Below are 13,642 nucleotides of genomic sequence, written 5' to 3'. Positions count from 1 at the left end.
TGCCTCAAAACCGGCACCCTCTACGACGAAACGACCGCCTGGTCCCATCACGTCACTTCCGCTGCGGCTTGACATCTACGCTCCTGGGATGTCTCTCAGCTCCGAATCCGTAACTTGGATCGCATGAACTTGGTCGACTGGGTCACCGACCTGATGCACGCGGCCGGCGCACCCGGAGCGGCTTTGGCGATCGCGCTGGAGAACCTGTTCCCGCCGCTGCCCAGTGAGTTCTTCCTGCCCCTGGCCGGTTTCACCGCGGCACAGGGCAAGATGTCCCTGCTCGACGCCATCCTGTGGACCACTTTCGGCTCCGTGGCGGGCGCGCTGGTGCTGCACTGGATCGGCGCCATGCTCGGCCGCGACCGCGTCCGGCGCATCGCGTCGCGCATGCCACTGGTGCGGGTGTCCGATGTGGACAAAACCGAGGCCTGGTTCTTACGCAACGGCTACCGCGCCGTCTTCTTCGGCCGGATGATCCCGGTGTTCCGCAGCCTGATCTCGATCCCGGCCGGGATCGAGCGGATGCGGATGGCACCGTTTCTCGCCTACACCGCGGCCGGCAGCCTGCTGTGGAACACCGCGCTGATCCTCGCGGGCTACCTGCTCGGCGACAACTGGCACCTCGTCGAGCAGTACGTCGGCATCGGTTCGAAGGTCGTGCTGGGGCTTGTAGTTGTGGCGATCATCGTCTTCGTCGTCTCTCGCCTCTCGAAGTCGAAAGGAAGGACCACACCACGCTCAAAGGTTTCCGACCCGCGTTCCTGACCTCACCGGCGCAGGACACGCCTGGCCCTGATGGCGTCTGCAAGTACCGCCAACTCAACATCAACAGGCACCTTTCCGCTACCAAGCAGGTCGCTTCGCGCCCGAGCACGCGGTGTCGGTCCTACGGATGCGGAACAAGTTGGGTGTAGTTGAAGGCGATTCGATCAAGAGTCGGTGGTACTTGCAGACGCACCAGGGGCCAACGAGCCGACGACGTCGCGGACAAGACTTCTGACGATCGCGCTCTCACAACCGCTACCAGCTCAGTTGGCGGCGCAGGGCGCTACCCCTTGACGTAGGTCCGCAGGTGCTGGGCCGTCAGCGTGTCACCCGACGCGATCAGGTCGTGCGGCGTGCCGGTGAAGACCACCTTGCCGCCGTCGTGCCCGGCACCCGGACCCATGTCGATGATCCAGTCGGCGTGCGCCATCACGGCCTGGTGGTGCTCGATGGCCACGACGGTGTTCCCGTTGTCCACCAGGCGGTCCAGCAGGCCGAGCAGCTGGTCGACGTCGGCCAGGTGCAGGCCGGTGGTGGGTTCGTCGAGCACGTAGACCGAGCCCTTGTCGGTCATGTTGATCGCGAGCTTGAGGCGCTGGCGTTCACCGCCGGACAACGTGTTCAGCGGCTGACCGAGGCCGAGGTAGCCGAGGCCGACGTCCACGAGCCGGTCGAGGATCGCCTTCGTCGGGCCGTCGGTGAAGAACGACGCGGCTTCGGCGATGGGCATCTGCAGCACCTCGGCGATGTTCTTGCCGTTGAGCTTGTAGCCCAGCACCTTCTGCGTGTACCGCCTGCCCTCGCACTCCTCGCAGATCGTGGCGACGCCGGCCATCATCGCGAGGTCGGTGTAGATCAGGCCGATGCCCTTGCAGTTCGGGCACGCGCCGTCGGAGTTCGCGCTGAACAACGAGTCCTTGACCTTGTTGGCCTTGGCGAACGCCTTGCGGATGTGGTCGAGCATCCCCGTGTAGGTGGCGGGGTTGGAGCGCTTCGAGCCCCGGATGGGCGACTGGTCGACCTTGACCACGTCCTGGCGGGAGCCGAGCGAGCCGTGGATGAGCGACGACTTGCCGGAGCCCGCGACGCCCGTGACGACGGTGAGCACGCCGAGCGGCACGTCGACGCTCACGTTCTTGAGGTTGTGCAGTTTCGCGCCCTTGACCGAGATCTTGCCCTTGGGGGTGCGGACCTGGTCGCGCAGGCCGACCTTGTGGTCGAGGTGGTCGCCGGTGAGCGTGCCGGACTTGCGCAGTCCCTCGAGGTCGCCGGTGTAGCAGAGCTCGCCGCCGTTGACGCCGGCGCCGGGGCCGAGGTCGACGACGTGGTCGGCGATCACGATGGCCTCGGGCTTGTGCTCGACGACGAGCACCGTGTTCCCCTTGTCCCGCAGGCGGAGCAGCAGGTCGTTCATCCGCTCGATGTCGTGCGGATGCAGGCCGGTGGTGGGCTCGTCGAAGACGTACGTCACGTCGGTGAGCGCGGAACCGAGGTGCCGCACCATCTTCACGCGCTGCGCCTCACCACCGGAGAGCGTGCCGGACTCGCGGTCCAGCGACAGATACCCGAGGCCGATCTCGACGAGCGAGTCGAGCGTGTTCAGCAGGTTCGCGAGCAATGGCGCGACCTCGGAGTTGGTGATCTTGCGCAGGAACTCGGCGAGGTCGCTGATCTGCATCGAGGACAGGTCGGCGATGTTCTTGCCCTTGATCTTGCAGTCGAGCGCGGCCTGGTTGAGCCTGGTGCCGTCGCAGGCGTTGCACTTCGTGAACGTCATGGCGCGGTCCATCCACGCCCGCACGTGCGGCTGGACCGTGTCACGTTCCTTGCCCGCGTAGATCCTCTCGAACTTGACCAGCAGGCCTTCGTACTTGAAGTTGAACTTGTCCCGCTTGAGCATCTCCGCCGGGGCGTGGAGGAAGAGGTCCCACTCCTTCTTGGTGAAGTGCTTGAGCTTCTTGTCCATGTCGAAGAACTCGGACATGTTGTACGTCTGCCAGTACTGCGAGCGCGGGTGGAAGTTGGGGATGGTGATCGCGCCCTCGTTGAGGGACTTCTCCACGTCGTACATCTCGTTCATGTCCAGGCCGCGGGCGCTGCCCATGCCCTCGCACTCCGGGCACATGCCCTCTGTGGAGTTGAAGCTGAACGCCGCCGACGTACCGATGTGCGGCTTGCCGAGCCTGCTGAACACGATGCGCAGCATGGTGTGCGCGTCAGTTGCGGTGCCGACCGTCGACCGCGAGTTCGCTCCCATGCGCTCCTGGTCGACGATGATCGCGGCGCTGAGGTTGCGCAGCTCGTCCACGTCCGGGCGGCCCAGGTTCGGCATCATGGCCTGCAGGAACGCGGTGTAGGTCTCGTTGATGAGCCGCTGCGACTCGGCGGCGATCGTGCCGAACACGAGTGACGACTTCCCGGATCCGGACACCCCTGTGAACACGGTGAGGCGGCGCTTGGGGATGTCCAGCGAGACGTTGCGCAGGTTGTTCTCCCGCGCCCCGCGCACCTCGATCATGTCGTGGCTGTCTGCGGCGAGCGTTTCCTGTCCACGCGATGACTTGCGGCTCATCGCACGAGGGTCCCGCGCGCCGGTCGATCTTCACTCGAGCCGGGCTGGGGCCGTCTCGCCGAGGTGGCGCATCAACTCCCGGACAGCGCTGCGACCAGCCCGGTTCGCACCGATCGTGCTGGCGGAGGGGCCGTATCCGACGAGGTGGATGCGCGGATCGGCGACCACGCGGGTGCCGTCCACCTGGATGCCACCGCCCGGCGCGCGCAGGTGCAGGGGCGCGAGGTGGTCGAGATCGTGCCGGAACCCGGTCGCCCACAGGATGATGTCGGCGTCGAAGTGCTCGGAACCCCACGCGACGCCGGTGGGCGTGATGCGGTCGAACATCGGCTTGCGGTCCAGCACGCCGGACGCGATCGCGGCGCGCGTCTGGTCGTTCAACGGCAGGCCGGTCACGCTGACGACGCTGTGGGGCAGCAGTCCGGCGCGGACGCGTTCGTCGACCAGGCCGACGACGCGGCGGCCGTACTCGGGCGTGAACGGTCCCTCGTTCCACACCGGTTCGTGCCGCGTCACCCAGCGGGTGTCCGAGGCGAACAGAGCGAGTTCCATCAGCAGCTGGGTGGCGGAGGCGCCACCACCCACAACGACCACGCGCTTGCCGGCGAACTCTTCAGGGCCCACGTAGTCGGCGGTGTGGAGCTGACGGCCCAGAAACGTCTCCTGGCCGGGGTAGTACGGCCAGAACGGGCGGCGCCACGTGCCCGTCGCGTTGATCAGGCCCCGCGTGGTCCAGACGCCGTCGGACGTCTCGACCTTCAACAGCTCGCCGTCGTTCACCACCTGCGTGACGGTGACCGGGCGCACCACCGGGAGGTCGAAGAGCTGCTCGTAGCGGGCGAAGTACGACGGGATCGCCTCGTTGGCGCGCTCGTCCGGCGAGGGCTGCTCGAACGGCATGCCGGGCAGCTCGTGGATGCCGTGCACGGTCCGCATGCGAAGGCTCGGCCAGCGATGCAGCCAGGCGCCGCCGGGAGCGTCGTTCGCGTCCAGCACGACGTGCTCGACGTTGCGCCTGCGCAGGAAGTACGAGGCGGACAGGCCCGCCTGCCCCGCGCCGATCACCACCACGTCCGTCACACCACGATCAACCACAAACGTGCGTTGGTTCTTCTCAACGTGTGACCCACGGATCATTCGACGCTAGCGTCCAAGATCGTGCACCTACTTCTGACGATGGCCTTGCTCGCGGCGCCCGTCCCCACGACGACAGCCTCATACGCGGTCTACAACCGGATCACGCACACGCTGACCGGCCGTGACGTGCACAAGCCGATCAGATCCGCCTCGCTGGTGAAGATCCTGATCGCGATCGAGCAGCTGGAGACGCGCGGCGACGACCCGCGCATCGAACCCATGCTGCGCGCGAGCGACGACAACGCCGCGAGCGAGCTGTGGGTGGAGAACGGCTGGGACCAGCTCGTCGTGCGCACGGCCGAACGCCTGGGACTCAAGGACACGCGGCCGCCGGAGAGGCGCGGCATGTGGGGCTACACGGCGGTGAGCGCCTACGACGTCGTGAAGATCTACAGGTACGTGCTGGAAGACGCGAAGCCGAAGGTCCGGCGCACGATCATGGGGCACCTGCAACGGGCGGAGAAGTGCGCCTCGGACGGTTTCGACCAGTCGTTCGGACTGCCGTCGGCCACCTGGAGGCCCGCGTTCAAGCAGGGCTGGTCCGGCTTCGGCGACCCGACGAAGCCGTGCGTCGACAGGCCACGCCCTCGCGTGCAGTGGGACCTGGACCTGAAGTCGCCCGCCATGCACACGTCGGGGACGTGCCGGTTCAGCATCGTCGCGGTGCTGACCCTGCACCCGGAGGGCACCACCTACCAGCAGGCCGCGAAACGAGTTACCCGGCTCACGGAAGAAGTCACCAAGTATCGGTGTTGATCGATGCATGAGCCGTCTTCGTGAGATGCCGCTGTCAGTTCTCGACCTCGCCCCCATCACGTCGGGGTCGGATGCGACGACCGCACTGCGGAACTCGCGGGAACTCGCTCAGCAGGCAGAACGACTCGGCTACCACCGCTACTGGTTCGCAGAGCACCACAACATGCCCGGCATCGCGTCCTCCGCGCCCGCCGTGCTGATCGAGCACATCGCGTCCGCCACGTCGACGATCCGCGTCGGCTCCGGCGGCGTGATGCTGCCCAACCACGCGCCATTGGTGGTCGCCGAGCAGTTCGGCATGCTCGAGGCGTTGCACCCCGGCCGCATCGACCTCGGCATCGGCCGCGCGCCCGGCACCGACCAGAAGACCGCTCGGGCGTTGCGGCGCACCGAAGCCGGTCTCTCCGCGGAGAACTTCCCGCAGGAACTGACCGAGCTGATCAAGTACTTCGAGGGCACCGCGGAGCTCAACGCCGTGCCCGCCGCCGGCAACAAGCCCCCGATCTGGCTGCTCGGCTCGTCCGGCTACAGCGCGCAGGCCGCGGGTCTGCTGGGCCTGCCGTTCGCGTTCGCCCACCACTTCAGCGCGCAGAACACGTTGCCCGCGCTGGACCTTTACCGGCGGCACTTCCGTCCGTCCGAGGTGCTGTCCGAGCCGTACGCGATGGTGTGCGCCTCGGTGATCGTCGCGGACACCGACGAGCACGCCCGCTGGATCGCCGGTCCGGGAGCGCTCTCATTCGTGCGGCTGCGCCAGGGCAACCCAGGGCCGCTGGCCACGCCGGAGGAAGCCGCGGACTACCCGTACACCGAGATCGACGAGCTGGTGATCGAGGACCGCATGTCCACCCAGATCATCGGATCCCCCTCAACGGTCCGCGCCGGGCTCGACGAGTTGATGGAGTCGACCGCCGCCGACGAGCTCATGGTGACGACCATCGTGCACGGGCACGAGGACCGCCTCCGTTCCTTCGAACTGCTCAGTGAGTTGGCCGAACGGACGCCGTCGCTCGGCCGTTCAGCCGCACATACGTGAGTCGGCCACGCGTGACCTTCACGTTTCGTACGACTGGCGCTGCTCTGAACGGGTGATAATCAGCTCCGCTTGTAGCGCCAGACACACTGTCGGCGATGATCGGTGTGAGCGCGCACGCCCCCCGACGCGCTCCCTAGCATCACCAAGCGACGGCGTGGGGCAGGCGCACTGTGTGGCGCCGCCCACGCCGCCCATCACGAGACGGCCACGGCCTGGCACCAGGTCCGCGTCAGAGGCCACATTCGGTCCCCGCACCCCCTTCGGCACCGTCACAGTTGACGGGAGTCGTTCACACCCACCGCCGGGGTGGGAAAGGGGAGTTCGTGAAGTTCGCCAAATCGGCCACGGGCCTGTGCCTGTTGCTGGCCGTGGCGGGATGTGCGGGCCCCAGTGTCGCCGTCACCCCCAACGAGAACCTGACAGTCGAACAACGAGCCGAGACGCCCAGCGCGTCCGGCGCCGCCGCGTTCGGCACGCAACGCGTCTGGGCCTCTGGTCTGTCCGTCGTGGTGTCCGCTCCCCGCTCCCTGGCGCCGTCCGAGACGGCGATCCCCCCGGCCAAGCGCACGGCGGTCTTCACGATCACCGTCTACAACGGCTCCAAGGCCTCCTACCGCCCCTCCCAGCTCTCCGTGCGGGCGACGGCCGACGGCTCCCCCGCCGCCGAGCTCGTCGACTCCGTGCAGGGCCTCAACGGCCTCGCCGCCGCTGTCGCCGAGCTCCCGCCGGGCCGCGACACCCAGATCCAGCTGGCGTTCGCGGTGTCCGAGCAGCCGGTGATGATCCAGCTGACCATCCAGCCCGGTGGACAGGGCCAGGACGCGGCGACCGTCTTCGAGGGCCAGGCCTAGGCTCTGGGCATGACCAGTCGTCTCGAGCCTGGAGACACCGCGCCCGCGTTCACGCTGCCCGACAGCGAGGGCAAGCCGGTGTCCCTGTCCGACTACCTCGGCAAGTCCGTGGTCGTGTACTTCTACCCGGCAGCCGGCACGCCGGGCTGCACCAAGCAGGCCTGCGACTTCCGCGACAACCTCAGCGCTCTGGCCGGCTCCGGCTACGAGGTCGTCGGCATTTCGCCCGACAAGCAGGAAAAGCTCGCCAAGTTCCGCGCCGAGGAAGGCCTGACCTTCCCGCTGCTCGGCGACCCGGACAAGAAGGTCCTGGTCGAGTGGGGCGCGTTCGGCGAGAAGCAGAACTACGGCCGCACCGTCCAGGGCGTGATCCGCTCGACGTTCCTCGTCGGCCCCGACGGCAAGATCGTCAAGGCCATGTACAACGTCCGCGCCACCGGCCACGTCGCCAAACTGCTGCGCGAACTTCCCGCCTGAATTTCCACACCGAATGTGACGCCGCCGCCGCAGGACTTGCGGCGGCGGCCCCTTCTTCGGGTATGGTCGGGGTGAGGGCGTGCAACAAATGCCGCCCCTTGTTCCGGTGACGGTGATACACCGTGTGTCGCTTGACGGCACCTCGCGGTCCCGACATCCCGTCTGATTTCGTCTTGCGCGTCCACTTCCCCACGCGCGGCGGTTGACCAGGGCGTTCAGCCCCGTCCTCCGTTCGTAGTCACACACGCACGCCTTGCGCTGCGTGCGTTTCGTGCTGGGAAAAATTCAAATGCTGAAGTGGATATTGCTCTCCGTCGCCGTGGGCGCGGAAGTTTTCGCAACCCTTTGTCTGAAGTACTCCGACGGCTTCACCAAACCGTGGCCCGTGATCGGTCTCGGCGCCGGCTTCCTCACCGCTCTCTACCTGGAGTCGGTGGTGATCCGAATGGGCCTGCCGGTCGCCATCACGTACGCGATCTGGGCAGGCGCGGGCATCGCGCTGGTGGCGATCACCAGCCGCGTGCTCTTCGCGGATCCGCTCAACCTCGCGATGCTGAGCGGGATGGCGCTGATCGCGGCGGGCGTGTGCGTGGTGTCGGTCGCGTCCCACGCACACGCCGCTGCCTAGACGAGCTTGCGCAGGTGCGGGACCAGCAGCTTCAGCGCCCGGCCCCGGTGGGACTCCGCGTCCTTCTGCTCGGCGGTCATCTCCGCCGAGGTGATGTCGTAGCCCTCGGGCATGAAGATCGGGTCGTAGCCGAAGCCGTTGGTTCCGCGCCGCTCCCGCAGCAACGTGCCGCGCCATTCGCCACGCACGACGACCTCGTCGCCACCGGGCACGACGAGAGCGATCACCGACACGAACGCCGCGCCACGGCGCTCGTCCGGCACGTCGCCGAGCTGGCCCAGAACCAGATCCAGGTTGGCCTCGTCGTCACCGTGACGGCCAGACCACCGAGCGGACAGCACGCCGGGCATGCCGTTCAGCTCGTCAACAGCAAGTCCGGAGTCGTCCGCAACGGACACAAGACCGGTAGCGGCAGCGGCGTCACGGGCCTTGGCCAGCGCGTTGCCCTCGAAGTCGGGTGCGGTCTCCGGCGCCTCAGGGAACTCAGGCACGTCGGAGAGGGACAGCACCTCGATGTCCGAGAGTCCTTCCGCGGCAACGATTCGCTGCAGCTCCCGAAGCTTCTTGGCGTTGCGCGAAGCCAGCAGGAGCTTCATCGCCTGCTCGCCTTGGGCTCGGGCAGCACGCCGGGGTACGGCTCAGCCAAAGCAGCGGCCTGGATGCGGTTCAGCTCTGCGCAGCCCAGCAGAGCCACGTCCAGCATGCGGTCCAAAGTGGACCGGGCGAACGTCGCGCCCTCACCGGTGCCCTGGACCTCGATCAACGTGCCCGCGTCGGTGGCGACGACGTTCATGTCGACCTCGGCCCGCGAGTCCTCCTCGTAGGGCAGGTCCAGCCGGACCCTGCCGTCGACCACGCCGACGGACACGGCGGACACCGCGCAGGACAGCGGCGAAGGGTCGGCCAGGCGGCCGGCCGCGCCCAGATAGGTGACCGCGTCGGCCAGCGCGACGTACGCGCCGGTGATCGCGGCGGTGCGGGTGCCGCCGTCGGCCTGGATGACGTCGCAGTCGATGACGATGGTGTTCTCGCCGAGCGCCGCCAGGTCGATGCAGGCACGCAGGGAACGCCCGATCAGGCGCGAGATCTCGTGCGTGCGGCCGCCGATGCGGCCCTTCACGGACTCGCGGTCGCTGCGGCTGTGCGTGGCGGACGGCAGCATCGCGTACTCGGCGGTCACCCAGCCGAGGCCGGAGCCCGAACGCCAGCGGGGAACGCCTTCGGTGACACTCGCGGCGCAGAGCACGCGGGTGTTCCCGAACTCGATCAGGACCGAGCCGGCGGGCCAGGTCTGATATCCACGCGTGATCCGGATGTCACGCAACACGTCGTCGTTTCGGCCATCGCTTCGCACCACGCGGCCTACCCTAATGAACCCTGCGGAGCGCCTTGGCGTAGGGAGAGACATGCTGACGATCGACGGTATTCCGCTTCACCCGTTGTTCGTGCACGCGGTGGTCGTGCTGCTGCCCCTCGCGGCGCTCACCTCGGTCGCGATCGCGCTGGTCCCGAGCTGGCGGCGCAGGTACGCCTGGCCCGTTCTCGGCATCACCCTCGCCGGTGTCGGCGCCGTCCCGGTGGCCAAGCAGGCGGGCGAGGACCTGAAGGCCGCGCTCGAAAGCAGGGTCGGGCCGAATCCCGCCATCCAGACTCACGCCGACCTGGGCACGACGCTGCTGCCCATCGCGCTCGGGTTCGGGGTCGCGGTGATCGCGCTGCTGGTCGCGGGCAGGCTCGCGGATCGAGAGCGCCAGGCGGAGGCACCCACCACGAAGACGTGGCGGGTGATCTCAGTCGTGGTGTCCGTGCTGGTGATCCTGCTCGCGGTCGGCACGACCGTGCAGACCGTGCGCGCCGGTCACAGCGGGTCGACGGCGGTCTGGAGCGGCGTCGGCAGCTGAAGGGGCGCCGTCGCCGACTGCTTGAGCGTCCGCGTGACCGTGCAGAACTGCTCCACGGCGCGACGGACGACGGTTTCGAGCGCCTCCGGATCGTCCACGGCGGACAGGTCGTACGAGAGCGTCACCGGGATGGAGATCACCTCGTTGCCGCTCTCGGACTGCACGGCGTCCGCGACCGCCGACAGCTGATCGCCTCCGGTGCGGCGCAGGATCAGCGTCTCCGACGTCACCATCGCGCAGCCCGCCGCGGCCGCCACCAGCAGCTCGACCGGGCTGAAAGAACCTTCCTGGCCCTTGCGGCCGATCCGCACCGAGGCGCCGCGCCCGTTGGAAGCGACGAACTCGTGGTCGCCCACCCTCTCGATCTCGATCATGCCTGCTCCCCCACCTCGTAGCGGCCGCCCTGCACGACCAGCTCACATGGCCCGCCGAACACCGATCGGGCCTCCTTCAGCACGTCCTCGCGCGACGTCCACGGCGGTACGTGCGTGATCAGCAGCCGCCCGGCCCCCGTCCGTGCGGCGAGCTCGCCCGCCTCGCGTCCGGACATGTGCAAGCCCTCCTGCCGGTCCGGGGCGTGCGTCCAGCTCGCCTCGCTCAGCAGCACGTCCACACCCGACGACAAGGAGTCCAGCGCCGCACACGGCCCGCTGTCGCCCGTGTAGGCCAACGACACCCCGCCACAGGAAATCCGGAACCCGTAGGCCTCACACGGGTGTGCCACCACAGCGGAGTCCACCGTGAACGGTCCGATGTGGACCCGGGAACCCAGGCCGTGGAACGAGAAGACATCGCTGAAGTCCAACGACGACCGCTCGGCCTCGTTGGGCGCGTAGGCGGCGATGAACCGCGAGTGCGCCTCGGCAGGTGCGTAGACCGGCAGCGGACCGGAAGGTGGCGACGGGTGGTACTTCCGCGCCACGTACAGCGAGGACACGTCGACGCAGTGATCAGGATGCAGGTGCGAGAGCACCAACGCGTCCATCGAGAACAGCGGGCGCTCCTCCTGGAACCGCGACAGCACCCCGTTCCCGAACTCCAGCGCCAGCGTGAACCCGTCGGCCTCCAGGAGATATCCCGACGCCGCCGCACCGGGTCCTGGAATGCTGCCGGAGCAGCCGAGCACGGTCAGCAGCACATCAGCCCCACTGTTCGAAGGTCGGCAGGAACCGGGTGGCGAGCTTCGCGAACCGCTCCGGCGGACCGGTGCACGTCACCCGATGCAGCGGCGGATCAACAGCGAACTCGTCGCGTTCGGTCAGGAGCCGCACCACGTCCTTCACCGTCTCCTCGGCGCTCGACACCAGCGTCACGGCCTCGCCCATGACGATCTGGATCACGCCGGTCAGCAACGGGTAGTGCGTGCAGCCCAGGACAACGGTGTCGACCTCGGCGCGTTGCAACGGCTCCAGATAAGCCTGCGCCAGCCCGAGAACCTGCCGCCCGGAGGTGATGCCGCGCTCGACGAAGTCGACGAACCGGGGGCACGCCGCCGCAGTCACCGTCACGTCGCGTGCGGCCTGGAACGCGTCCTGGTAGGCGTGCGAGTTGATCGTGCCGAGGGTGGCGATCACGCCGATGCGGCCGCTGTGGGTCGTCCTCACCGCACGGCGCACCGCAGGAAGGATCACCTCGACCACCGGCACGTCGTAGCGCTCACGGGCGTCGCGGAAGCATGCGGCGGACGCAGTGTTGCACGCGATCACGAGCATCTTCGAGCCCTCGTCGACCAGCTGGTCGCAGACCTCCAGCGCGTGCTTGCGCGCCTGTGCGATCGGCAGAGGCCCGTAAGGTCCGTTCGCCGTGTCGCCGATGTAGTGGATCGACTCGCCGGGCAGCTGGTCCATGATCGCTCGGGCGACCGTCAGGCCGCCGACGCCCGAGTCCATGATCCCGATCGTCACGGCGTGAATGTAGCCGGTGCACTGCGGCGCCGGTTGTCACGAGACACACCCCACGCAGCCAGAACTCCACCGATTGCGCCGAACAGGTGGCCTTCCCACGACACGCCGGGCTGGCCGGGCAGCACGCCCCACAGCGCGGCGCCGTACAGGGCGAACACGCCGACCGCGATCACCAGCTGCAGCCACGATCGCGCGAATAGCCCGCGCACCAGCAGGAAAGCTAGGAACCCGAACACCAGCCCCGACGCGCCGATGTGGCTGCCTGGGCTGCCGAACACCCACACGCCCAGAGCCGACGAGAGCCAGATCGACACGGTGATCTGGAAGAACTGCTTCAACCCGCCGGAGGTCGCAAGGAACCCGAGCAGCAGCAACGGAACCGCGTTGCCGGTGAGGTGACTCCAGTCGCCGTGGATCAGCGGCATCCACAGCAGGTTGTCCCACTCGCCGAAGTCGCGCGGCCGCACGCCGTCGTCCTCCAGCGAACCTCCGGTCGCCACGTCGAAAGCCTCGACGAGGTAGAGGAAGCCGACGAACCCGGACACGACGAGCAACGACAGCACTGGGTGCGGCGGAATGACCCGTTTCGCAAGGGCGGTGCGGTCCACGTGTCCAGAGTACGTGGCGGCCGGGCCGGTGAGTTCGTTCGATGAGCAACGAGGCTCACCGGCCACGGCCTAAGCTGATCAGGTGTCGATCGAAGTAGCGGTACGCGCATCGGCCCAGCTCGGCGAGGGGCCGACGTGGGACCACAGCAGTTCCACGTTGCTGTGGGTGGACATCCTGGCTTCGGAGGTGCACCGCTACGCCCCCGCGCGGGACGACGACGCCGTGCTCGTACTGCCTCAGCACGTGGGCGCCGCCAAGCCGCGCGCGCAGGGCGGCATCGTCTGCAACCTGCGCGACGGCATCGCGCTGATCGACCGCGACGGCACCAAGAGCTGGCTCGTCTACTGGGCCCGTGAGGGCGTGCGCGGCAACGACGCGGGCGTCGACCCGTCCGGACGGCTCTGGGCCGGCACGATGCGCTACGACCAGGCGGCCGACGAGGGCTGGCTCGCCAGGATCACCGGCGAGGGCGCCGCGAAGGTCATGGTGGACAAGGTGAACACCAGCAACGGCGTCGGCTGGAGCCCGGACGCGAAGCTGATGTACTACATCGACACCCCGACCCGCCGGATCGACGTCCTCGAGTTCGACAACTCCGACGGCACCGTCTCGAACCGGCGCCCGCTCACCCACGTCGGCAACACCGACGGCTGGCCCGACGGGCTGTGCGTCGACGCCGACGGGTGCGTGTGGGTCGCGTTGTGGGGCGGGCACGCCGTTCGCCGCTACACGCCGCAGGGTGAGCTGGACCACGAGATCGAGCTGCCGGTGGACAACCCGACCGCGTGCTGCTTCGGCGGCCAGGACTTCACGGACCTCTACGTCACGTCCGCGCGCGTCGGTCTGTCGGACCAGGCGTTGATGGACCGCCAGTTGAACGGCTCCCTGCTCGTGCTGCCCGGCGTGGGCGCGGGCCTGCCGGGCTTCGCCTTCAACGGCTGACGCTACGAATATTCACTGCTCCAGACGTGAGCCGACGAGCTATGATCACTCGTCGGCTCAACGT

At 68.1% G+C, this 13,642-nt stretch carries 16 protein-coding genes; 8 read left to right on the top strand and 8 right to left on the bottom strand.

What is annotated here, in order from left to right; all coding sequences use genetic code 11:
- The first annotated feature begins 123 nt into the window (after window positions 1–123).
- Entirely contained in the window at window positions 124–765 is a 642-nt protein-coding gene (locus FXN61_RS24150; RefSeq protein WP_223165568.1) for a DedA family protein, read from the top strand.
- A 283-nt stretch (window positions 766–1,048) separates the two neighbouring features.
- On the opposite strand, the gene FXN61_RS24145 is transcribed toward FXN61_RS24150, so the two are convergent.
- Entirely contained in the window at window positions 1,049–3,337 is a 2,289-nt protein-coding gene (locus FXN61_RS24145; protein WP_167976322.1) for an ATP-binding cassette domain-containing protein, read from the bottom strand.
- Between the two features lie 30 nt (window positions 3,338–3,367).
- Window positions 3,368–4,474 carry an NAD(P)-binding domain-containing protein gene (locus FXN61_RS24140; RefSeq protein ID WP_167976321.1) on the bottom strand — a complete coding sequence of 369 codons (1,107 nt, stop codon included), beginning with the start codon at window positions 4,472–4,474 and terminating at the stop codon, window positions 3,368–3,370.
- Between the two features lie 21 nt (window positions 4,475–4,495).
- Here FXN61_RS24140 and FXN61_RS24135 point away from each other — a divergent pair, with 21 nt between their 5' ends.
- From FXN61_RS24135 to FXN61_RS24115, 5 genes are all read left to right on the top strand, one after another.
- Entirely contained in the window at window positions 4,496–5,230 is a 735-nt protein-coding gene (locus tag FXN61_RS24135) for a hypothetical protein (protein ID WP_312877956.1), read from the top strand.
- A 7-nt stretch (window positions 5,231–5,237) separates the two neighbouring features.
- Complete coding sequence (locus FXN61_RS24130) at window positions 5,238–6,266, top strand: LLM class flavin-dependent oxidoreductase (protein ID WP_167976320.1); 1,029 nt, start codon at window positions 5,238–5,240, stop codon at window positions 6,264–6,266.
- A gap of 323 nt (window positions 6,267–6,589) precedes the next feature.
- On the top strand, window positions 6,590–7,117 hold the full coding sequence (locus FXN61_RS24125) for a hypothetical protein (protein ID WP_167976319.1): 528 nt from the start codon (window positions 6,590–6,592) through the stop codon (window positions 7,115–7,117).
- 9 nt (window positions 7,118–7,126) lie between these two features.
- Window positions 7,127–7,594, top strand: a complete 468-nt coding sequence (bcp, locus tag FXN61_RS24120; protein WP_167976318.1) for a thioredoxin-dependent thiol peroxidase — start codon at window positions 7,127–7,129, stop codon at window positions 7,592–7,594.
- Window positions 7,595–7,883: 289 nt separating this feature from the next.
- A complete protein-coding gene (locus FXN61_RS24115) occupies window positions 7,884–8,222 on the top strand; it encodes a DMT family transporter (RefSeq protein WP_167976317.1) in 339 nt (112 codons plus the stop codon).
- On the opposite strand, the gene rdgB is transcribed toward FXN61_RS24115, so the two are convergent.
- Both rdgB and rph read right to left on the bottom strand, forming a co-directional pair.
- A complete protein-coding gene (gene rdgB, locus FXN61_RS24110) occupies window positions 8,219–8,818 on the bottom strand; it encodes an RdgB/HAM1 family non-canonical purine NTP pyrophosphatase (protein ID WP_167976316.1) in 600 nt (199 codons plus the stop codon). The two genes, FXN61_RS24115 and rdgB, sit on opposite strands and share 4 nt — an antisense overlap.
- Window positions 8,815–9,579, bottom strand: coding sequence for a ribonuclease PH (gene rph / locus FXN61_RS24105; protein WP_167976315.1), 765 nt, complete (start codon window positions 9,577–9,579; stop codon window positions 8,815–8,817). Before rph ends, rdgB begins: the two co-directional genes overlap by 4 nt.
- Before the next feature lie 49 nt (window positions 9,580–9,628).
- Here rph and FXN61_RS24100 point away from each other — a divergent pair, with 49 nt between their 5' ends.
- Window positions 9,629–10,123, top strand: a complete 495-nt coding sequence (locus FXN61_RS24100) for a DUF2231 domain-containing protein (protein WP_246291932.1) — start codon at window positions 9,629–9,631, stop codon at window positions 10,121–10,123.
- Here FXN61_RS24100 and FXN61_RS24095 read toward each other — a convergent pair.
- From FXN61_RS24095 to FXN61_RS24080, 4 genes are read right to left on the bottom strand one after another with little or no spacing between them, the layout of a single operon-like run.
- Window positions 10,081–10,497: an OsmC family protein gene (locus tag FXN61_RS24095; RefSeq protein WP_167976313.1), complete on the bottom strand. Its 417-nt coding sequence runs from the start codon at window positions 10,495–10,497 to the stop codon at window positions 10,081–10,083. The two genes, FXN61_RS24100 and FXN61_RS24095, sit on opposite strands and share 43 nt — an antisense overlap.
- The gene (locus FXN61_RS24090; RefSeq protein WP_167976312.1) at window positions 10,494–11,261 is read right to left on the bottom strand and encodes an MBL fold metallo-hydrolase; all 768 of its coding nucleotides are present in this window, start codon (window positions 11,259–11,261) and stop codon (window positions 10,494–10,496) included. Before FXN61_RS24090 ends, FXN61_RS24095 begins: the two co-directional genes overlap by 4 nt.
- Window position 11,262: 1 nt before the next feature.
- Entirely contained in the window at window positions 11,263–12,012 is a 750-nt protein-coding gene (gene murI, locus FXN61_RS24085) for a glutamate racemase (protein WP_167976325.1), read from the bottom strand.
- 11 nt (window positions 12,013–12,023) lie between these two features.
- Window positions 12,024–12,635, bottom strand: a complete 612-nt coding sequence (locus tag FXN61_RS24080) for a rhomboid family intramembrane serine protease (protein ID WP_167976311.1) — start codon at window positions 12,633–12,635, stop codon at window positions 12,024–12,026.
- Window positions 12,636–12,717: 82 nt separating this feature from the next.
- On the opposite strand from FXN61_RS24080, the gene FXN61_RS24075 reads away from it, so the two are divergent.
- Window positions 12,718–13,578: an SMP-30/gluconolactonase/LRE family protein gene (locus FXN61_RS24075; RefSeq protein ID WP_167976310.1), complete on the top strand. Its 861-nt coding sequence runs from the start codon at window positions 12,718–12,720 to the stop codon at window positions 13,576–13,578.
- Window positions 13,579–13,642 lie beyond the last annotated feature (64 nt).

This window comes from Lentzea indica (assembly GCF_012184385.1).
Taxonomy (GTDB): domain Bacteria; phylum Actinomycetota; class Actinomycetes; order Mycobacteriales; family Pseudonocardiaceae; genus Lentzea; species Lentzea indica.
The sequence above is the reverse complement of the archived record's forward strand: the minus strand, read 5'-3'. Positions and strand labels throughout refer to the sequence as shown.

Bases quoted from the DNA above. Each gene is read 5' to 3' on its own strand.
- FXN61_RS24145 (WP_167976322.1), bottom strand. From the start codon at position 3,337: ATGAGCCGCAAGTCATCGCGTGGACAGGAAACGCTCGCCGCAGACAGC.
- bcp (WP_167976318.1), top strand. From the start codon at position 7,127: ATGACCAGTCGTCTCGAGCCTGGAGACACCGCGCCCGCGTTCACGCTG.
- FXN61_RS24100 (WP_246291932.1), top strand. From the start codon at position 9,629: ATGCTGACGATCGACGGTATTCCGCTTCACCCGTTGTTCGTGCACGCG.
- FXN61_RS24115 (WP_167976317.1), top strand. From the start codon at position 7,884: ATGCTGAAGTGGATATTGCTCTCCGTCGCCGTGGGCGCGGAAGTTTTC.
- FXN61_RS24095 (WP_167976313.1), bottom strand. From the start codon at position 10,497: ATGATCGAGATCGAGAGGGTGGGCGACCACGAGTTCGTCGCTTCCAAC.
- rdgB (WP_167976316.1), bottom strand. From the start codon at position 8,818: ATGAAGCTCCTGCTGGCTTCGCGCAACGCCAAGAAGCTTCGGGAGCTG.
- FXN61_RS24150 (WP_223165568.1), top strand. From the start codon at position 124: ATGAACTTGGTCGACTGGGTCACCGACCTGATGCACGCGGCCGGCGCA.
- FXN61_RS24140 (WP_167976321.1), bottom strand. From the start codon at position 4,474: ATGATCCGTGGGTCACACGTTGAGAAGAACCAACGCACGTTTGTGGTT.
- FXN61_RS24130 (WP_167976320.1), top strand. From the start codon at position 5,238: ATGAGCCGTCTTCGTGAGATGCCGCTGTCAGTTCTCGACCTCGCCCCC.
- murI (WP_167976325.1), bottom strand. From the start codon at position 12,012: ATGGACTCGGGCGTCGGCGGCCTGACGGTCGCCCGAGCGATCATGGAC.